This is a genomic window from Acinetobacter sp. WY4, from assembly GCF_018438165.1.
In the GTDB taxonomy this organism is placed as follows: Bacteria; Pseudomonadota; Gammaproteobacteria; order Pseudomonadales; family Moraxellaceae; genus Acinetobacter.
Genome location: NZ_CP053947.1, coordinates 1,075,612 through 1,097,155, shown reverse-complemented (window position 1 = coordinate 1,097,155; position 21,544 = coordinate 1,075,612). Strand labels below are relative to the sequence as shown.

17 protein-coding genes are annotated in these 21,544 nt (G+C 45.0%); 4 read left to right on the top strand and 13 right to left on the bottom strand.

What is annotated here, in order from left to right; translation table 11 throughout:
- Positions 1 to 65: 65 nt before the first annotated feature.
- The 12 genes from G4D73_RS05135 to radA form a co-directional block, all read right to left on the bottom strand.
- Positions 66 to 1,301 (bottom strand): multifunctional CCA addition/repair protein, encoded by a 1,236-nt coding sequence (locus tag G4D73_RS05135; RefSeq protein WP_168386987.1) that lies wholly within the window; start codon positions 1,299 to 1,301, stop codon positions 66 to 68.
- A 94-nt stretch (positions 1,302 to 1,395) separates the two neighbouring features.
- A complete protein-coding gene (locus G4D73_RS05130; protein ID WP_004280528.1) occupies positions 1,396 to 3,675 on the bottom strand; it encodes an NADP-dependent malic enzyme in 2,280 nt (759 codons plus the stop codon).
- 140 nt (positions 3,676 to 3,815) lie between these two features.
- A complete protein-coding gene (locus G4D73_RS05125; RefSeq protein ID WP_213687535.1) occupies positions 3,816 to 6,692 on the bottom strand; it encodes a putative bifunctional diguanylate cyclase/phosphodiesterase in 2,877 nt (958 codons plus the stop codon).
- 177 nt (positions 6,693 to 6,869) lie between these two features.
- Positions 6,870 to 7,580, bottom strand: coding sequence for a 16S rRNA (uracil(1498)-N(3))-methyltransferase (locus G4D73_RS05120; protein WP_213687534.1), 711 nt, complete (start codon positions 7,578 to 7,580; stop codon positions 6,870 to 6,872).
- A gap of 37 nt (positions 7,581 to 7,617) precedes the next feature.
- Complete coding sequence (metF, locus tag G4D73_RS05115) at positions 7,618 to 8,454, bottom strand: methylenetetrahydrofolate reductase [NAD(P)H] (protein WP_213687533.1); 837 nt, start codon at positions 8,452 to 8,454, stop codon at positions 7,618 to 7,620.
- 182 nt (positions 8,455 to 8,636) lie between these two features.
- Complete coding sequence (ahcY, locus tag G4D73_RS05110; protein WP_168386983.1) at positions 8,637 to 10,019, bottom strand: adenosylhomocysteinase; 1,383 nt, start codon at positions 10,017 to 10,019, stop codon at positions 8,637 to 8,639.
- Positions 10,020 to 10,372: 353 nt separating this feature from the next.
- Positions 10,373 to 10,897, bottom strand: coding sequence for a tetratricopeptide repeat protein (locus G4D73_RS05105; protein ID WP_213687532.1), 525 nt, complete (start codon positions 10,895 to 10,897; stop codon positions 10,373 to 10,375).
- Between the two features lie 97 nt (positions 10,898 to 10,994).
- On the bottom strand, positions 10,995 to 11,333 hold the full coding sequence (locus G4D73_RS05100; RefSeq protein WP_180086270.1) for a DUF3325 domain-containing protein: 339 nt from the start codon (positions 11,331 to 11,333) through the stop codon (positions 10,995 to 10,997).
- Positions 11,330 to 13,063, bottom strand: a complete 1,734-nt coding sequence (locus tag G4D73_RS05095) for a PepSY-associated TM helix domain-containing protein (protein ID WP_213687531.1) — start codon at positions 13,061 to 13,063, stop codon at positions 11,330 to 11,332. Before G4D73_RS05095 ends, G4D73_RS05100 begins: the two co-directional genes overlap by 4 nt.
- Position 13,064: 1 nt before the next feature.
- Positions 13,065 to 13,421, bottom strand: coding sequence for a hypothetical protein (locus G4D73_RS05090; RefSeq protein ID WP_016807069.1), 357 nt, complete (start codon positions 13,419 to 13,421; stop codon positions 13,065 to 13,067).
- Between the two features lie 223 nt (positions 13,422 to 13,644).
- Positions 13,645 to 14,649, bottom strand: coding sequence for a Tim44 domain-containing protein (locus G4D73_RS05085; RefSeq protein ID WP_213687530.1), 1,005 nt, complete (start codon positions 14,647 to 14,649; stop codon positions 13,645 to 13,647).
- A gap of 118 nt (positions 14,650 to 14,767) precedes the next feature.
- Positions 14,768 to 16,159, bottom strand: coding sequence for a DNA repair protein RadA (radA, locus tag G4D73_RS05080; RefSeq protein WP_213687529.1), 1,392 nt, complete (start codon positions 16,157 to 16,159; stop codon positions 14,768 to 14,770).
- A gap of 174 nt (positions 16,160 to 16,333) precedes the next feature.
- Here radA and G4D73_RS05075 point away from each other — a divergent pair, with 174 nt between their 5' ends.
- Positions 16,334 to 16,738, top strand: a complete 405-nt coding sequence (locus G4D73_RS05075; protein ID WP_005106372.1) for a hypothetical protein — start codon at positions 16,334 to 16,336, stop codon at positions 16,736 to 16,738.
- 96 nt (positions 16,739 to 16,834) lie between these two features.
- On the opposite strand, the gene G4D73_RS05070 is transcribed toward G4D73_RS05075, so the two are convergent.
- The gene (locus G4D73_RS05070) at positions 16,835 to 18,181 is read right to left on the bottom strand and encodes an alanine/glycine:cation symporter family protein (protein ID WP_005103909.1); all 1,347 of its coding nucleotides are present in this window, start codon (positions 18,179 to 18,181) and stop codon (positions 16,835 to 16,837) included.
- Between the two features lie 319 nt (positions 18,182 to 18,500).
- Here G4D73_RS05070 and G4D73_RS05065 point away from each other — a divergent pair, with 319 nt between their 5' ends.
- From G4D73_RS05065 to lysA, 3 genes are all read left to right on the top strand, one after another.
- Complete coding sequence (locus G4D73_RS05065; protein ID WP_213687528.1) at positions 18,501 to 19,904, top strand: amino acid permease; 1,404 nt, start codon at positions 18,501 to 18,503, stop codon at positions 19,902 to 19,904.
- 132 nt (positions 19,905 to 20,036) lie between these two features.
- Entirely contained in the window at positions 20,037 to 20,270 is a 234-nt protein-coding gene (gene lptM / locus G4D73_RS05060) for an LPS translocon maturation chaperone LptM (protein WP_195726050.1), read from the top strand.
- 24 nt (positions 20,271 to 20,294) lie between these two features.
- Positions 20,295 to 21,539 (top strand): diaminopimelate decarboxylase, encoded by a 1,245-nt coding sequence (gene lysA / locus G4D73_RS05055; RefSeq protein WP_213687527.1) that lies wholly within the window; start codon positions 20,295 to 20,297, stop codon positions 21,537 to 21,539.
- Positions 21,540 to 21,544: the final 5 nt, after the last annotated feature.

The window sequence follows — 21,544 nt, the reverse complement described above, 5'->3', positions numbered from 1 at the left end:
TTTAATTCCTTTTTTGATAAAGAGAAATTAAGCTATAAAAAAAGCACCCGAAGGTGCTTTTTTTATTATTCAATTGTTGCGGTTTGTTGTGCTTTAAGCTCACCAAGTGCCTGAATCCGTCGTTCAATCAGCATTTCGCCAATATCCGGTCCCTGAATATCGGCAGGCAGGTCTTGTGCCTTGATGGCACGTACGGTCTGCATGGCATCAAGGACATATTGCCCTTGTGGATAGGCACGATCTTCCAGACCTAGACGGCCACGTGAATCACATTCACAAGCCTGTACAAAAGCTTCAACACGTTCAGGGCGACGTAACACATCCAGACGTTGCAATAATCGCCATAAGGTTCCCGGCTTAAGATTAAAGGCCTGATGGCATTTTAGATGCTCTTTACACACAGCCAAAGCCAGTTGCTTGGTATACGTCGGTACTTTTAAGCGATCACACAGTTCATTTACTGGCTTGATGCCACGTTCTTCATGCATGATATGTCGCGGTAATTCGTCAACCGGCGTCAAAGCTTTTCCTAAGTCATGCACTAAAACGGCAAAACGTACATCCAGACTATAATTTTGACGACACGCCTGCTGCAAGGACATCATGGTATGAATGCCACAGTCAATTTCCGGATGATATTCAGGGCGCTGTGGAATGCCATATAAGGCGTCAATCTCAGGGAATAGCACCTTTAAAGCACCACACTGACGTAATACTTCAAAATACACATCAGCATGACGTTCAGATAATGCACGGGAGGTCTCTTTCCAGACGCGTTCCGGTGTCAATGCATTTAATTCACCGGTTTCAGTCAAGCGTTGCATTAATGCCAAGGTTTCATCGGCAATCACAAAACCTGCACTGGTATAACGGGCAGCAAAACGGGCAATTCGTAGCACGCGTAATGGATCTTCGATAAAGGCATCGGAAACATGACGTAGAATCCGGTTTTCCAGATCCTGTTGACCACCATAAGGATCATAAACCTGGCCGGCATCATCCATGGCCATGGCATTAATGGTCAGATCGCGACGAATCAGATCTTGCTCCAGGGTAACGCTGACATCGGTATGAAACTCAAAACCATGATAACCGGAACCAGATTTACGTTCGGTACGCGCCAGTGCATATTCTTCTTTTGTTTGGGGATGTAGAAAAACAGGGAAATCTTTGCCTACGGGCTGATAGCCTAAGTCAAGCATTTGCGCGGGGGTTGCACCAACGACTACATAATCTCTTTCGTGATAGGGGTGTCCGAGCAAATGATCTCGAACTGCGCCGCCTACTAAATAAACTTGCATGAAAAAACCTCTATTCTTAGAAGCATCATGCTACAGAATAGAGGTTTTCTCAAGTTAAGAAACGAGGCTGATGCGTCGTTATCTTGTCATTGGCTTAAAGTGCATCTTGTTCTGCTTGCTGGATTTCTGCAACAGTCAGTGCAGTCATGTTGATCACACGACGCGTGGTCGCAGTCGGTGTCAAGATGTGCACAGGTTTCGCAGCACCTAGAAGAATTGGACCAATCGTTACGTTGTTGCCTGAAGTTGCCTTTAACAGGTTAAACGAGATATTGGCAGCATCTAGATTCGGCATGATTAGCAAGTTTGCAGAGCCTTTGAAACGTGAATTCGGGAATGCAAACTGGCGAATGTTTTCATCCAGTGCAGCATCACCGTGCATTTCACCTTCAACTTCCAGCTCAGGCGCGATTTCAGACAGGATGTCATATACCTTACGCATTTTTTGCGCGCTGGCATCATGCTGGTCTGAACCGAAGCTTGAGTGAGAAAGCAGGGCAATACGTGGCGTCATACCAAAACGGCGAACTTCTTCAGCGGCCAGAATGGTCATTTCAGCCAGCTGTTCAGCCGTTGGGTTGGTATTGACATAGGTATCGGCAATGAACAAGTTACGGTCTTCAAGCATCAAGGCATTCAGGGTAAAGAAGGTGTTATGACCATCTTTCTTGCCAATGATATTGCTGACGAAGTCCAGGTGAATGTCATAGCTTGAATATGTACCACACAGCATACCGTCTGCCATACCATGTTTCACAAGCATCGCTGCGATCAGGGTAGAGCGGCGACGTGCTTCACGCTGTGCATATTCAGGTGTTACACCCTTACGCTGCATGATATTGTAGTAATCATCCGCAAACATTTCATAGTTCGGGTTCTTTTCCTGATCAACAATCGTGATATTCACGCCATCTTCAAGACGCAGACCCAATTTTTTAATGTTGGCTTCAATTACAGCTGGGCGACCCACCAGAATTGGAATTGCCAAACCATCATCTACCGCAATTTGAACTGCGCGAAGTACACGCAGGTCTTCACCTTCCGCATAAGCAATACGTTTAGGATCAGATTTGGCTTGTTCGAAAATCGGTTTCATCATGAATGCAGAGTTGTAGACAAACTCAGACAAACGTTGACGATAATGCGAGAAATCCGTGATTGGACGTGTTGCCACGCCAGAATCCATGGCTGCTTGTGCAACAGCAGGTGCGATTTCTAGAATCAAACGTTGATCCAGTGGTCCCGGAATCAGGTATTCACGGCCAAATGATGCAGATTTTTCACCATAAGTCGCCGCATCAGCTTCAACGTGTGCCATACGCGCGATCGCGTGGACACAGGCAATTTTCATTTCTTCGTTAATGGTGGTTGCACCAACGTCCAATGCACCACGGAAGATGTACGGGAAGCACAGTGCGTTATTCACCTGGTTCGGATAGTCAGAACGGCCAGTTGCCATGATCACGTCATCACGTACTTCATGCGCATGTTCAGGCAGAATTTCTGGATCCGGGTTTGCCAAGGCAAAGATGATCGGATCTTCAGCCATGACCTTGACCATTTCTTTGGTCAGAATGCCCGCAGCAGAAAGACCGAGGAACATGTCTGCACCCGCAATCACGTCACCAAGCTGAGTAGCTTCGATGTCTTGTACATAGGCTTTCTTGGATTCATCCAGGCCTTCACGATGCGTAGTCAGCAGACCGCGTGAATCGGCAACGATGATGTTCTCTTTTTTAGCACCCAGAGCGCAAAGCAGATTCAAACAAGACAGTGCAGCAGCACCCGCGCCTGAAGCCACAATCTTGATGTCTTCAATTTTTTTGCCGTTGATTTGCAATGCGTTGAGGAGCGCAGAACCGACAATGATCGAAGTACCGTGCTGATCATCATGGAATACCGGAATATTCATGCGTTCACGCAATTTTTGCTCGATATAGAAACACTCTGGCGCCTTGATATCTTCAAGGTTAATCCCGCCGAAAGTCGGTTCTAATGCAGCGACAATATCCACAATTTTGTCTGGATCATTTTCAGCAATTTCGATATCGAATACATCAACGCCAGCAAATTTTTTGAATAATACGCCTTTACCTTCCATAACAGGTTTAGAAGCCAAAGGACCAATATTACCCAGGCCAAGCACGGCAGTACCATTGGTCACGACAGCAACCAGGTTACCACGAGCCGTATACAATGCAGCAGTTGAAGGGTCGCGTTCAATCTCAAGACATGGTGCAGCTACGCCAGGCGAGTAAGCAAGGGCCAAGTCACGTTGGTTGACCAATTGTTTGCTTGGTGTAACGCTAATTTTCCCCGGGGTAGGAAATTCGTGATAGTAAAGGGCCTGTTGCTTTAAAGATTGTTCGTCCATCAGTCTCTCGATCGTTGTAAAGATTACCCGGTCAGCGGGCAAAAAATTTATTTATGTTCCTGAATATACCATTTGTTGGCCAGTTCGGACAGACAAAGACGGCCGTTTTTCCAACAAACTTATTGTGCTCGGGTATGGACTTAGACTTGAGATATATAAGTCTGATGCGTCTTGTCTCGTACTAAATAAGCGGTTGCATCCTGCTCAGGAAGCGGTTTGGAAAATAAGTAACCCTGGGCAATATCACAGTCTAAATCACGTAGATATTCTAGCTGTTCTTCAGTCTCGATCCCTTCCGCGACCACGGTCATGCCCATGGCTTTACCCATGGCCACCATGGCACTGACAATCGCTGCCTGTTTGTTTTCCCCAATCTTGCAAACAAAACTGCGATCAATTTTTAGAGTATCAATCGGAAAATCAGCAAGATAGGAGAGAGAGGAATAACCTGTACCAAAATCATCCAGAGCAATATGAATATGTCGCTGTTTAATCTCATTCAACAGATTTTTGACCGCTTCCGAATTTTCGATTAAAGAAGATTCAGTAATTTCCAGTTCCAGGCTGGCGCCAGAAATATGGTTATCTGCAATGGCTTGGTCCAAATCATCGAGCAATTGACCACGACGCAATTGCTGTGCCACGATATTGACTGATACACAAATATGATTAAAGCCCAGATCATTCCATTGGCGAATCTGTTTAGCGGCCTGCTGGATCACCAGACGGCCAATGTCTGAAATCAGGCTGGTCTGTTCCGCTAAGGGGATAAACAGCCCGGGTGCAATAATGCCTTTTTCTGGATGGTTCCAGCGAATCAGCGCTTCAAAGCCATAAATGCTTTGATCGCTAAAATTGATTTTTGGCTGATAATACACCACCAGCTCATTATTCTGGATCGCTTTACGCAAATTCCGTTCCAGGAAAACCCCTTTATTCTGTAACGCATTATTTTCACTAGAATAAAAATGAATGGTATTGCCACCGAGATTTTTGGCTTCGTTCAATGCCTGTTCGGCGCAATTATTTAAATAATCCAGCTGACGGCCATGATAAGGATAGAATGCCACGCCCATGGACAGGGTAATCACATGATCCTGACCGTAAATATTGAATGGTCTGCTAAAGGCCTGAGCGATGCGTTCACAATGGTGTTGAATTGAAGGGCGAATATGTGAGATTTCATAGAGAATCGCAAAATCATCACCATTTAGATGTGCCACAAATAGCGCTTCTGCATTGGTCATCCGCAGCCGCTGCGCCACCTGGCGTAAAAGTTCATCACCGCCGTTATTGGACAGGTATTCATTTAATGGCCGGAAACGGTCGATGTTAAGCCGAATCACAGCCATCTCTTTAATCGAGTCTTTTTGCGAAACTAGATATTGATGCAGCTGATAATTATAATAAAAGCGGTTCGGTAAGTCAGTCAGCGTGTCATAATTTTCCAGATAGGACAGGCGCTGTTCCTGTAATTTACGTTCAGTCAGATCTGATACGATACCAATATAATGAGTAATCCTGCCTTCATCATCAGTCACGGCATTAATATGCAGCCATAAAGTCGACTCTTTACCAGACAGAAATTTTGCATAAACCTCTCCATCATAAGAGCCAATCTTTTGAATCTGTTTGACAATATTGGCCTGAAAAGTACGTTGCTGGGATTTATTTTGCACTGCAATATCAAATAAGGATTTACCGATAATCTCGTCACGCTCAAAACCGCTCAAGTATTCGTAGTGAGGATTGACATCGATATAATCTAATTCAGGATTCAGAATGAAAATCCCTTCCGCAGCCTGTTCCAGTACACTGGCCACCAGCTTTAAACGTTCTTGAGACAGACGTTCCTGCTGGATATCACGACGGATGCCCACCATACGCAAGGGTTTTTTATTTTTAGGATCACGACTGATCACCCGGCCAATATCATGTACCCAACTCCAGCCACCTTCACTGAGCTTGATCCGGTAAGTGGCATCATAGCGTTCAATCTGGCCACGCAGATGCTGCTTCATATTGCGCTTAAAATAGGCCAGATCTTCAGGGTGAATCAGATACTGTAATTGCAGATGATGATCTTTGGAATCGCGCAGAATCTTTTCGTCTTTATGATTGGTTAAGGTGATGCTGCGCTCTTGAATATTCCAGTCCCATGGCCGAATACCGGCAATTTCATGTGCAAGTTTTAGATTCTGCTGCTGATTCTTCAGGTCATGATTGATCTGTTCAATATCATAGGTACGTTCCCGTACTTTTTGCTCCAGCAATTGGTTACTGAGCTGTAATTGCTGTTCAATATCTTTGGATTTATTGACTTCAGTTTTGAGTTGCTGGCACAGTTCATCAGTCCAATGCACTTGCTGTTCTGCATTTTTCACCAAAATATCATTTTCCGCATACAGACGTGAGGTGCGGCTGTGAATTCGATAACTACTTGTCGCGCACAGCAGAATCACTATGAGCGCAAAGTTTAAGGCCAGACCAAAAAAGGGATTGGAATGACCGACATGGTCAAGCTGCGACAGTAAAAAAGGGAATAAGGACGGCAAAAAGACCAGACAAAAATAGCTCAGTTTCTGGGTCAGGTAGGTCAGGCCAAATGCTTGGCTTACAATCAGCAACAAGGCAGACAAGGTCAGTGCTTCAATATCTTCAAATACAGGATTGGCCTGCGGCAAATAGTAATAAATTGTATAAATACCGGCCGCGATACAGCTTCCGACTGCAAGGCTCTGCATCTGTAACCAGCGGTGCGCGCTTTTCTGATTATATTGTTCGGGTTTGAAATACAGCGTATTCACCAGCCAGCACATGCTGACCAGAAGTTCTGTCAGAATAAACCAGGTATTAAAATACGTATTAGAAGGACTATATTGAATGTGATAAATACAAAAAATATAGAGGCAAATCACCATGATACTGAGCAAAAAATAGCGACTATGGCGAAGCGTGTTCGCAATTTGAGCATCATGCAAATGCTGCTGAATATAGTCGTCCTGATTATCAACCATGTGATTCAATGCCTGTATTCATCCTAAACGGTTTTCGTCCTTGTACATTGTTATTATAGAAACTCCAAGAAGTGTGTGAAATCAATTAATAAATGTTTATTATTCTTTAGTCGAGATTAGATGTCTTAAAAATAAAAATCAACAAAATTAAAGACAAATTTTTACCCATCCGATGAACTAAAGCACATAATTCAAAATTGACAGGGCAACAACCGGGGCAGTTTCTGTACGCAATACACGTTCGCCGATACACCAGTTAAGAAAACCTTTCTGATTTGCAGCGCTGATTTCTGCCTCACTCAGACCTCCTTCGGGGCCAATCAGCAGGGCAAGATCTAAGGTCGCATCTGCCAGTACATCTGTTTCATCTTTATTGGGTGCTAAAACCAGTTTGGTGTTCGGAAGTTCAGTGTCCAGCCATTTTTCTAGGGAAATGGGCGCTAAAATCTTGGGTACAATATTTAGACCACATTGTTCACAAGCCGCAATAGCAACACCTTGCCAGTGATCTAGTTTTTTTTGGTCGCGATCATACTTTAAACGCATTTCACAACGATCTGAAGTCAGCAGCTGAATCTCGGATACGCCCAGTTCGACTGCTTTCTGAATCGCATAATCCATACGGTCGCCTTTACTCATCACCTGACCGAGCAAAGCTTTAAACTTAGGGGTGCGGTTAGCAGGATTAAATGCATTGACTGAGACGGTGGCTGATTTTTTCGCAACCTCAGTAAGGGTTACGTCATATTCGCCACCCTGTCCATTGAACAGGGTCGCGCTTTCACCGACTTGCGCGCGTAAAACCTTTACCCAATGATGAAATACAGTTTCCGTAAGCTCCAGGCTGACATCAACAGTTAAATCAGCATCTATATAAAAACGTGGCATTGATCGTTCTACTCAAAAAATCGGTGAAATAAAGGACTTAAGCTAAACCAAGATCGGTGACCAGCTGACGGGTAGGGTCAGTAGTGTTCATGGTGTAGAAATGCAAGCTTGGCGCACCACCTGCAAGCAGACGCTCACAGAATTTAACCACAACTTCATGGCCAAAGGCTTTAATGCTAGCAGTATCGTCACCATAGGTTGCCAGTTGCTTGCGAATCCAGCGTGGAATCTCAGCGCCGGTACCATCAGCAAAGCGAATCAGGTTGCTGGCATTGGTAATTGGCATGATGCCTGGCGCAACTGGAATATCGATTCCTGCTTTCTGGATGCGATCTACAAAGTAGAAATAAGCATCTGGATTGAAGAAGAACTGGGTTAATGCCGCATTGGCACCCGCATTAACTTTATCAACAAAGTGCTGAATGTCTTTGTCAAAGCTTTCAGCCTGAGGATGCATTTCCGGATAAGCTGCGACTTCAATCTTGAAATGATCGCCTGAATGTTCACGGATAAAGCGGACCAGATCCTGTGCATAAGGTAATTCACCCAAACCGACCTGACCAGAAGGCAAGTCACCACGCAGGGCAACAATGCGGTCAATACCTTGAGATTTGTACAGGTCTAGAAGTTCTGCAATACGTGCCTTATCATCGCCAATACAAGACAGGTGAGGGGCGACAGGTGCGCCTTTTCCATTAAAGTCATTGATGGTAGACAGGGTGCGTTCACGGGTCGAACCGCCAGCACCATAGGTCACAGAAAAGAATTCTGGATTTAAGAGTTGTAACTCTTGATGTACAAGCTTGAGTTTTTCCGCACCTACATCAGTTTTGGTCGGGAAGAATTCAAATGAAATTGGAATCTGTTTAGACATGTTCAAATCCTTTTTATAAATACTTTTTAATTAGTTTTACCTCTCCTAAATCCTCTCTTGCGCTGAGCTTCAAAGCAGTGCTTTAAGCACGCTCAGGAGAGGATTTACCCTCGATGACATACATTTGGTAATGAATGTTCCCTCTCCCTATGGGAGAGGGTTAGGGAGAGGGTGGAGTTTAATTAGTATTTATAAGCATCAGACTTGAATGGACCTTCAACTTGAACGCCTAAGTAATCCGCTTGTTCTTGAGTCAATTGAGTCAAGACACCACCGAAACCAGCAACCATCGCAGCAGCAACTTCTTCATCTAATTTCTTAGGAAGAAGTTCTACACGAATTTGTGCAGCTTTTTCAGATTCTGGAAGATCAGCAAATTTCTCAGCGAATAAATGCATTTGACCCAATACCTGGTTGGCAAATGAACCATCCATAATACGTGATGGGTGACCAGTCGCATTACCAAGGTTCACCAAACGGCCTTCAGAAAGAAGGATCAGGTAATCATTTTCATTTTCTGAACGATACACCTGGTGTACTTGAGGTTTAACTTCAACCCACTTGTAGCCACGTAGGTAAGCTGTATCAATTTCAGTATCAAAGTGACCGATGTTACAAACAACTGCGCCAGCTTTTAATGAATCAAGCATTGCAGCGTCACATACGTGGTAGTTACCTGTTGTAGTTACGATAAGGTCAGTGTTTTGAAGAAGGTCAACATTGATGTCTTCTTTCTTGCCAGTTTGCACGCCATTTTTGTATGGAGATACAACTTCATAACCGTCCATGCATGCTTGCATTGCACAGATTGGGTCAACTTCAGTTACGCGTACAATCATGCCTTCTTGACGAAGGGATTGCGCAGAACCTTTACCTACGTCACCATAACCGATCACAAGTGCACGACGGCCAGATAAAAGCATATCTGTACCACGTTTGATTGCATCGTTCAGTGAGTGACGGCAACCGTATTTGTTGTCGTTTTTAGACTTGGTTACTGAATCGTTTACGTTGATTGCAGGAACTTTTAAAGTGCCATCACGAAGCATTTCATACAGACGTTGAACACCTGTCGTTGTTTCTTCAGTTACACCGTGAATTTTTTCAATCACTTCTGGGTATTTTTCATGAACAAGTAGTGTTAAATCACCGCCATCGTCAAGAATCATGTTGGCATCCCAAGGCGTGCCATTTACATTGATTTGTTGTTCAAGACACCACATGTATTCTTCTTCAGTTTCGCCTTTCCAGGCAAACACGGGAATGCCCGCAGCAGCGATTGCAGCAGCAGCATGGTCTTGAGTCGAGAAGATGTTACATGAAGTCCAGCGAACTTCTGCACCCAATTCAACCAGCGTTTCAATTAAAACGGCAGTTTGAATGGTCATGTGGATACAGCCGAGAATTTTCGCGCCTGCAAGTGGTTTAGCAGCAGCATAGCGTTTACGCAGACCCATGAGGGCTGGCATTTCAGCTTCAGCAAGTTTAATTTCTTTACGGCCGTAATCAGCAAGTGAAATATCAGCAACTTTGTAATCTGTAAATGAAGCAGTAACCGCGTTCATCAGGATCTCCTAGGAAAAAATAGATTGGATCGTTCTGTTCGCGGATGCCGTTGTTGATCAGAACGAATGTCTGACCGATGGTCGAGCCTAGCGATTTTACATTTAGTGCCTGTAAAACGTCGCAGCATCCCTCGACTAGCGCCGTATTGTACTTGGAATCTAAACATGAGCCAAGTTGAAAAAGATAATATTATTTATTTTCTGTATTTTGAGCTTTTAATTGATCAAAAGCCTATCAATATAAATACGGTAAATTAAATGTTTTCTTTTAAGATTCTTTTGATTCTTCTGCATCATGTAGGAGGGAGTATGAGAGTTAAATAAAAAGCCCATCATTTGACGGACTTTTCGTTTTATTTAGCTTCTTGCTCAGCAGCATCCGCTTTTTGGGTCCAGAACTCAGCTAGTTCTTCATCGCCATCTACACCTAAACCATTTGCATAAATAAAAGCAAGATCGCGCATGGCCTGAACTTCACCCCATTCAGCAGCCTGTTTGACTAAAGAAATTGATTTCTCTACATCTTTTTCAATAACATCACCACGACGGTAGAAACCGGCCAGTTCTAAAGTCGCAGCAGGGTGCTTCTCGATATTGGCCTTGCTTAACCAGTAATAGGCTAACTCAAAGTGAGCTTTGGATTCTTCAGGATCTTCTTCTGCTAACTCTTTGGCATAAACGGTATAACCTTCACCTAACCAGTACATTGCATCCACCAGCCCGCCGTTGGCAGCTTTCAACGCCCATTCTTCAGCAAGAATGATGTCATCATCATGCTCGCTTTGCATATACAGTTCAGCCAGTTCAAATTGCGCTTCAGCATTGCCGGCTAAGGCAAGATTGGTCAGGGCAGCAGGGGGAGAAACACGCTGGGTCATATCAACATCTCAAAAATATTGTGTGTAGACTAAAAGGTTTAAAGCAAAAAAGCCAATCCGAAAGTCAGCTTTTTAAAGAGATTGGTCAATCAAATGATTAGATCAAGCAAAGAATCCCTGAGATCGAGGCGATGAACACACAGAACATTACGATCACTTTAATTCTACTTGCCAGATAACTCAGGCTTAAGCCGACCACCAGTGCTGCAAAAGTCAGACTACCCAGCCAGTAACTGATCATATTGCTGATAGCTCCTGTACACAGGCACAGAATTAGGGCGAGTATGAGCAATACCCAACCGAGAATAGTCGCAAGTTGTGTTTTTGCAGGGTTGAGTTCTGTGTCAAAAATCTGTTTTTGATGTTTGGACATCGACGTTGCAAGCGCAAAGAAACCCAGTGAAGTTAAAGCCCAAATCAGTAAGAAAAACATCATGACTGATTCTCCTTGAGAGCAACCTTGGCTTTTTTAGGCGACAAGCCTTTATGGTTTTTCACTTTTTTAAATGAAAACCAGAACAAGATCGCAAGCACCCACATCGCTAGATCAAAAGAAGCAATGACCCATTGACCATGCATAATGGTGTTCCAGATCGCCTGACCGCCGGTCAGAAAATTGACGATTGGGAGCAAGGCAAATGTCCCAGTTGCAAGCATGAGAAGCTCTAGCCAAGCTTGTCGATGACTGCGAATCATGGCATACAGTAAAGTCAGTAACCAGACAATAAAGAAGCTACGTATTTCCCAGTTCAGACGCATGTCCATGTCTGCCGGAATAAAACGGTTGGCATAGAAATAGGCAGCACAGGCAACAGGTAAACCAATAATGGCAGCGATATTGGTGACTTCCACAAGACGATAACCAAACGATTTATAGCCTTGTTTCTGTTGCTGTGGTGCACGTTTGACACACCATAGAATCAAGCCGGTGGCAATCTTCAAGGTACCCACCACACCTGACATGAACAATAACCAGCGTAACGCCAGATCTACGCCACGTGCTTCATGCAATGTGGTGAATACATTATAAATACCATTTGCGATTGAAGGCATTTTCAGTGTGGTTTGATCTGGCTTTAATTCACCTGTTACGCCATTAAAAGCAAGGCTCGGATAAACATTGCGATAAGCTACGCTGACTCCGTTTAAGGCACGAAGCTCAATTTCTGCTTTTACGGTATTTGGCTGGATAATAGTTATCATACCCACCGGATTATTTTTCCATTCTTTTTCGGCTGTTGCCAAGATCGGAGCTAGATCGGTTAACGGTGCAGGAGGTGCAGCTTGCATTTCATCACGAGAGCGGCGACCTTCACTGCGTGCAGACATTTCACCGCGCTCGCCACGATTTTCTCTCTCAGCTTGCGGTCGACGTTCTTTGCTCTCACTATGGCTTTCACGGGATTCAGCCTGAATACTGTTGTCTTGAACCAAACTCTTACGTTGATCCTGAAGGAAAGCACCACGATTTTCATAAATCTGGTTTACGCCCCAGGGCATGAGGGTAAAAAGCAATAATAATAAGCCACTGAAGGTAATCATGATGTGAAAGGGCAGGGCAAATACCGCAGTAGCATTGTGTGCATCCAACCATGAACGCTGACCTTTGCCGGGACGGAAAGTAAAAAAATCCTTGAAAATTTTCTTATGGGTAATGACACCGCTGATGATTGCCACCAGCATGAGCAGGGTCGCAACGCCGACCATCCAGCGCGCCCAGATTCTTGGCAAACCATACAATTCAAAGTGGAAACGGTATAAGAATGAACCACCGCGTGTTTCACGCGCTTGCAAAACTTCGTCGGTGGCGCTGTCAATCGTCACGCGGGTACCGCCACGACGGGCACGCGGATCTTCGCCGGCACTACGAATAGTCAGGGTGGTAGTATTTTGGCGTGAGTTAGGAAGCTGGATTGCCCAGCTGCCAGCATCCGGATGGTGCTGTTGCAGATAAGCCAGTGCCACACGGGTTTGTTCGATTTGAGTCTTTGGTGGAACTGATTGATGAAATTCCGGTTTCATCCAGACGGTAATTTCGTTCTGGAAAAAGCTTAAGGTTCCGGTCAAGAAAATCGCATATAAAAGCCAGCCTAAAATCAGACTGGCCCAGGTATGCAACCACGACATCGACTGGCGTGGACCTTCGGGTTTTGCATCTACTCTCATCTCAATTTCCTAAAAGCTTATAGGCGATATAGAGTAAAACACCGGGAATCGCGATCCCGAGCGTAGCTTTGAGCGTCTTATTCACCATAAATACCCAGATAAATGCAGCAGCATTCAAGCTAAAGCCAATCAGGGTGGCGGACATGGCTGCACTGCTTCCACTGTCGATAAAAAGCTGGGCAATCACGATCGTTGCCAGTGTAGCCAGTAGATAACCGCCAGCACCCGCCAGAATAAAGCGATATAAAATCATCCCACGATAAGCCAGCATACTTGCTTTGACTTTATTTTTGCTTGATGGTTTCGGTGCAGTAACTGTTCCAGTCGCTATGGCTTGCATATTCGGACTATTCATCATCGAAAATTCTATTTACAAACTTATGAAGTAATTAATGATAATGATAACAATTATTGTTTAGATTTTAAATATGGGTTGTTGAACTATTTATATGAAAAATAAGTAAAACTGGAAGTTAAGTTAAAAAAGAGAGGGGGAAGGGAATTAAAAAACATCAAAATGTAAGGCTTACAAATAAAAACAGCGGCTCGAAGGCCGCTGTCTAAACTTCATTTATTCACGATTAGTCTTGCTGAATACCTGCAACCACCCAGTCCTGATTTGAACCTGCTGGTTTGGTGAAATGCCAGATTTCTGCGAACGGTTGCGGCAAGCTGTTTAAGTCTTCGCTTACCGTACCTGTAAAGCGTACGCTGACAATATACTGGCCATTGTCAGTCGATGAGTCGACGACCATCGCATTCAGATTTGAAAACTCGGCAACATCCTGATCCTGATTGCTCATGATGTCGTTATACATTGACTGATAAAGTTCAGGAGTCAGATAACGCTGAATTTCAGAAATATTGCTTGCTGTATTCATGGACTGAATATGGTTAAAACGCTGACGCGCTACACGCAAGAATGCTGCAGGTTCAGTACCATCCGGTAACTGGCTGCCACTTTGGGTATAAGCTGCACCAAAAGGCGCGTTATTTACCGGAGCAGAACCAAACGGAGCATTGTTGCTTGACGTTTGACCACCCACATTCTGACCAAAAATATTGGTACTGTCACCACCGCGAGGTGCAGTCGGTGCCTGACCAAAAGGTGCTGTATTACTAGCACCGCTATTTGGTGCGTATGGGTTAGAAGCTACTTTTTTTTTTGCGCCCATCTTACGGAAAATGAAGAAGGCAACAGCAGCAGCAAGAAGGATCCAGATCCAGCCTGGAATACCACCTTTTTCCTCTTCGGCTTGAGCAGCCTGAGCTTCAGATGCTGCTACACTTTGATCATCCGCCAAGGCATTGGCAGCAACTGCACCAATCGCAGCACCGGCTACACCCGCGGCAACCATGCCGCCGACACCCGGACCGGATTTTTGCTGGGTTGCAGCACCGGCAACTGGCGCTTGTTGAGCAGGCGCAGCTTGACGAGGTTGTTGATAAGATTGAGTAGGTTGTGCAGAACGTTGCATGCCGTGACTTTTACCGCCACCGGCACGTTTTGCTTCAGCTGCAAAAGGCGCAACCAATAAAACTGCTGTCAAGATACCTGTGATCAAACCGCGCTGTCGAACTTCCATTCATTTTTCCTATGAGAATAAAACCTGTTTGTACAGTCTATTTATATAGGCTTTGTGTGGAATTTCAATCAAAAATCTGTATTTTTTTGCTCTTTGTACGAAATGAGCCGGTTTACAGTTAATTGAGTTCATCACTCAGCGCCATTGCCTCGCTCAAGGCTTCATGTAAACGCGCAACTGCAATAATTTGCACGCCCTCGATGGATTTTTGCGGTGCATTGCCGCGAGGGACAATAATGTATTTAAAACCATGTTTAATCGCTTCTTTCAGCCGTTCCTGACCGTTCGGCACAGGGCGAATCTCTCCAGACAGTCCGACTTCCCCAAAAACCGCCAGCTGTTGCGGTAAGGCTTTGCCACGAATGCTGGAAGCGCAGGCGAGAAGTACCGCCAGATCCGAACCGGTTTCGGTAATTTTCAAACCACCGACGATATTGACATAGACATCCTGACCGGAGGTTTGCACACCACCATGCCGATGCATGACTGCAAGGAGCATATTTAGACGGTTCTGATCCAGACCAAGCGCTACACGTCGTGGCTGACCATGTGCATCATCGACCAGTGCCTGAACTTCAACCAGAAGCGGGCGCGTACCCTCGCGGCTGATCATCACAATTGAGCCGGGAATGGCTTCATCATAACGGCTTAAAAAGATGGCTGAAGGATTGGAAACTTCGCGCAGACCTTTATCGGTCATGCCGAACACACCGAGCTCATTGACCGCACCAAAACGGTTTTTGACCGCTCGGATCATCCGGTAACGTGAATCCGACTGGCCTTCAAAATACAGCACACAGTCCACCATATGTTCCAGTACACGTGGGCCGGCCAGTGCGCCTTCTTTGGTTACATGACCGACCAGAAACAAAGACGTGCCACTATTTTTGGCAAAACGGGTCAACAAGGCCGCTGATTCACGAATTTGTGAGACACCACCTGGTGCAGATTGCAGGGTTTCGGTGTACAGGGTTTGGATCGAGTCCAGGATTGCCACCGCAGGACGTTGCTGGGCCAGTACTTCACAAATACGTTCGACGCAGGTTTCTGCCATGACTTTGAGCTGGTCGGTTGGCAGATCCAGACGCTGGGCACGTAAAGCCACCTGAGACAAAGATTCCTCACCGGTCACATACAGGGCCGGATTTTTGGCAGATGCCATGTGCGTGGCTGTTTGTAGCAAAATGGTGGATTTACCAATCCCGGGATCACCGCCGATTAGGACCACCGAACCAGTGACAAGTCCGCCACCCAAGACCCGGTCAAATTCGCTGATACCCGTCGGCAGACGAGTTTCATGAGAGACTGAGACCTGATTTAAGTTGGTAATGCTAGACGCCTGGCCTGCGTATCCACCACCAATTTTTGGCTGTGCACGATGCGTTACTGCCGGTGCAATGATCACCTCAACCAGGCTGTTCCATTCCCCGCATTCAGAACACTGTCCCGACCATTTTGGATGATCGGCACCACATTGTTCACAACGATACACACTTTTTGCTTTAGCCATATTTGAAGATGAAGCGATTGAAATTGAGTGACAGCATAGCGGTGAATGCCATCGAAAACCAAGTCTTTCACCTGAAAAATCATGGTTTTTACGACAAGTCTTGTCGTTTTTATTTATGCTGATTTGAATGCTGTGCGTCAACGCCGTCTATAATGCCCATCTTGTTATGCTGGAATGGAACAGATCTTGTCACAATTGTTGAAACATATTGATGCGATCGCACGCGAAAAAAACCGTGATGTGCTGTTTGTGCATTTTGATCATTATGTCCATCCAGATCGGGACACAAACTCGGTTCGCCAGATTTTGATCGGCTGGCTAGAGCAACAGGGCATTGTCTATATGCCGTGTTTAGGTGTGGATCAAACCGTCCATAGTGAAATCTACCTAGGTGGTCTTTATCTGGATGTACCTTTTGATTTGCATCATAAAACCTATCAAAAATTGAGTGGGTATCTGGAAGATGAACAGGGCAATATGAAAATTAAAGGCATTCAGTTTTTTGTTTTATCTTTGGGACTAGCACTGGAGCTTGAATCTGAGTGGGACAAGCTGGCTTGTAGTGGTTTACGTTGCTAAAATTTCATAATGAAAAATGGGAAAACTGAAGTATAAAAAAGCCACGATTTACGTGGCTTTTTTATATGTGAATTGAATATTTACACAACTTATCAATTAATAAAGTTCACCAGATTTACGTCTTGCAATAAAGTCTTTCGATTCCTTGGCAATCACTCCGGATAAAAGCAATAGTGCAATTAAGTTTGGAACCGCCATGAGCCCATTAAAGGTATCGGCGAAGAGCCAAACCAGATCAAGGGTCGCCACACAGCCAATAAATACCGAAGCGATATAAATAATGCGATAGGGCAGCACAAACTTCTCACCGAGCAAATAAGTGGCACATTTCTCGCCATAGTAGCTCCAACCCAAGATGGTGGAATAAGCAAAGAAAATAATCCCGAGGGTCACAATCCAGCCGCCGATCCCAGGCAACAGTTTGTCAAACGCGCTGATGGTCAATACTGCGCCGGTCTGGTCACCGAATGAGTTGCCGGCCATGATATAACCCATCACCAGTACAATACCGGTAATCGAACAGACGATAATCGTATCAATAAAGGTACCAGTCATAGACACCAGACCTTGACGCGCCGGATGATCGGTTTTCGCTGCTGCGGCCGCAATCGGTGCAGAACCCATACCGGCTTCGTTGGAGAATACTCCACGCGCTACACCATAACGAATCGCTGCGCCAATCGCACCGCCCACTGCAGCTTCACCGGTAAATGCATAGGTAAAGATCATTTTCAGGGCTGGAGCGACTAACTCCAGATTGTTGATGATAATCGTCACTCCCCCTGCAACATAGCCCAGGGCCATAACTGGAACAATTACTGAAGAAGCGCGAGAAATGGTTTGAATTCCGCCGAGAATCACCAGTGCTGAAAAGGCGGTAATGACGATACCGGTCATCCAGGTTTCGATGCCCAAGCTGTTTTCAACCGCCAGTGCTACAGTATTCGACTGTACTGAACTGCCGATTCCAAAAGAAGCCAGTGTCCCGAACAAGGCAAAAATCAGTGCCAGCCATTTCCATTTCAGACCACGCTCGATGTAGTACATCGGACCACCCGACATTTCACCTTTTTCATTTTTGACTCGGTATTTGACTGCCAGAACACCTTCGCCATATTTGGTGGCCATACCAAACAGGGCGGTCATCCACATCCAGAACACGGCGCCCGGACCCCCGAGGACACAGGCAGTGGCTACGCCGGCAATGTTACCGGTACCAATCGTGGCAGAGAGTGCGGTCATCAATGAAGCAAATTGGGAAATGTCCCCTGAATGGTCAGGGTGCTTGCCAAAGACCTGTTTGAAGGCTAGGGGCAACATGCGGAACTGCCAGAACAATAAACGGAAGGTAAGGAAAATCCCGGTACCAACAATTAGTACCAGCATATAAGGGCCCCAGACCCAGCCGCTTAAAGTTTCCATTAAACTTTGTAAATTTTGCATAAAATTCTTCTTATTGATCCATGTCTGTGTAGTTCGAGGTATTGATTAAAAAGCAATTGCTATGCCAGATACATTCATCCTGAATGCATAAATTGACTGAATAGTGTTCTATTTTTTACACAGTTTTAAAAATTTGACAAGAAATTACTGGAATATCGCAGGTCAAAAATAAAGCAGAAGTGTAACCGTAGAGCGATATAAGAAAAATAAATTAACTTCTTCAATTAATCAGGAAATACAAATGATGCAAATTTTATTTTTGTATTCAGCATTTTTTACGTTAATTTGTCGCGAGTAAAACTCAAAGTTGTAATTAATAATGTCAGAAAAATATAACAATTCATCGGCAGAGCACGGTGAATTAAAGCGGAGTTTGTCCAATCGGCACCTACAGTTAATTGCCATTGGGGGCGCCATCGGAACCGGCCTGTTTATGGGTTCGGGTAAAACCATCAGTCTTGCAGGTCCTTCGATTCTGGTGATTTATATGATCATCGGTTTTATGGTCTTTCTGGTGATGCGTGCATTGGGTGAACTGTTACTCTCCAATTTGCAATATAAATCTTTTATTGATTTTGCCACGGATCTGATCGGGCCTTGGGCCGGATACTTTGTTGGCTGGACCTACTGGCTGTGCTGGATCACCATCGGGATTGCAGATCTGTCAGCCATTATTTATTATCTGCAATTCTTCAATAATGGTTTGCCCTTTAGCCCTGAAGAAGGCGTCATGATCAGTGTTGCCGCGATTGTGTTTATCATGGGGCTGAATCTGGTCACGGTAAAACTGTTTGGTGAAATGGAATTCTGGTTTGCCCTGGTCAAAATTATCGCCATTGTGGTGCTGATTGCCGTTGGTCTGTGGATGGTATTTACCGGCTTTACCAATGATGTTGGTACGGTCGCATCCTTTAGTCATATCTGGGAGCATGGCGGTTTGTTCCCAACGGGTGCCATGGGCTTCCTGGCCGGTTTCCAGATTGCCATCTTTGCCTTTGTGGGGGTGGAACTGGTGGGGACTACCGCGGCTGAAACCAAAGATCCGGAAAAGAACCTGCCAAAAGCGGTGAACTCTATTCCGATCCGTATCATTATTTTCTATGTATTGGCACTGCTCATTGTGATGTCAGTAACTCCATGGAACCAGATTGACCCGAATGTTTCGCCCTTTGTAAACCTGTTCAGTCAGGCTGGCATTGCAGCGGCTGCGATTATCATGAACCTGGTGGTATTGTCCTCGGTGATGTCATCGATGAACAGTGGCGTATTCTCGACCAGCCGTATGCTGTTTGGCCTGTCGCGTGAAGAGCAGGCACCGATGGCTTTTGGTCGTCTGAACCGTCGCGCAGTGCCTGCCAATGCCTTGTATTTCTCGGCGGTATGTTTGTTGCTGGGAGCAGCACTCCAGTATTTTGTTCCGGATACAGTTCGGGCCTTTACCTTGGCAACGACTTTATCTACGATTCTGTTTATCTGTGTCTGGATCATCATTATCTGGAGCTATATCGTGTATTACAAAACACGACCAGAGCTGCATGCCAAATCGACCTTTAAATTACCAGGCGGTTTAGTGACCTGTTGGATCGTGATTATCTTCTTCCTGAGCATGATCGTGGTCTTAGCACTGGAAGAGGATACTCGCCAGGCACTGATGATCAGTCCGATCTGGTTTATCCTGCTAATCATTGGCTATTTTGGTTTCTATAAACAGAAACATAAATAAACCTTATCAATAAAAACGTCAGCGATCTGCTGGCGTTTTTTTTTGTCTAAAGATACTCTCTAGCGTTTAACGCTTGGGTCATGCCGAATGATCGCGTTATACTTCATCGAAACTATTACATTAGGTGGTCAGATGCGCCAAGTCATTTGCTACATCAGTATCTTAGCGACAGGTCTTGTTCTTGCAGGTTGTGGACAGTCAGGTGCTTTGCACTTGCCAAATGATCCGAATTACGACAAGCGTGCCAAGTATCTGTTATACAAAAATACTGAAACTGAGCCTAAAGCGTCCGATGAAGAACGCGAGGCACCTGTGCAACAACAGTTTGCTGCACCTACCGATTCAGACGTTAAAACCACTCCATAACGCTTTCACAGAAAGGATACCTTCATGAGTTTCACCCGCATTAATGGGGTATTGCACGCTGAGCAATGTTCATTACAACAGCTCGCGGAGCAATTCGGCACACCACTCTATGTTTATTCTAAAGCCACTTTGGAAAAGCATTTTTTAGATATGGACCGTGCTTTTGATTTTATCGACCATCAAATCTGTTTTGCGGTAAAGTCCAACTCTAATCTTGCGGTATTGAATGTATTGGCCAAACAGGGTGCCGGTTTTGATATTGTGACCGGTGGTGAATTGGCGCGTGTGCTGAAAGCCGGTGGTGATGCATCGAAAATCGTATTTTCGGGCTTGGGTAAATCTGAAGTGGATATCAAAAAAGCGTTGGAAGTCGGCATTGCCTGTTTCAACGTGGAATCTTATGCCGAGCTGGATCGTATCCAGAAGGTTGCGGCTGAATTAAATATCAAAGCGCCGATTTCATTACGTGTAAATCCTGATGTCGATGCCAAAACCCATCCTTATATTTCAACCGGCTTAAAAGAAAATAAATTCGGTATTCCGTCTGATAGCGTGTTTGAAACTTATCAATATGCAGCGTCATTGCCAAATCTGGATGTGGTTGGGATTGACTGCCATATCGGTTCACAGCTGACTGAAACCCAGCCATTTGTGGATGCACTGGATCGTGTCATTGTGATGATCGACCAGTTAAAAGAGCTGGGCATTCACCTCAAACACATCGATATCGGCGGTGGTCTGGGTGTGACGTATAAAGATGAAACCCCGCCGTCGGTTGAAGAATATGCCAATGCGCTACGTCCAGCTTTAGAAAAATTGGGCTTGAAAGTGTATATGGAACCGGGACGTAGTATCTCTGCCAATGCAGGTGTGCTGCTGACTAAAGTGGATCTATTAAAACCAACGAATCACCGTAATTTCGCGATTATTGATGCGGCGATGAATGACCTGATTCGCCCTGCGTTATATGAAGCATGGATGGATATTCAATCTGTTACACCTCGTACCGATGTCGAAATGAAAGAATGGGATGTGGTGGGTGCAATTTGTGAAACTGGTGATTTTCTGGGTAAAGAGCGTGAGCTTGCGATCAAGGAAAATGATGTGCTGGCTGTGCTGGGCGCAGGTGCATACGGTTTTGTGATGAGTTCAAATTATAACAGCCGTGGCCGTGCTGCTGAAGTAATGGTCGATGCTGATCAGGCGCATTTGATTCGTGAACGTGAAACGATTGAATCACTCTGGGAACGTGAGCGTTTATTGCCTTAAGGATA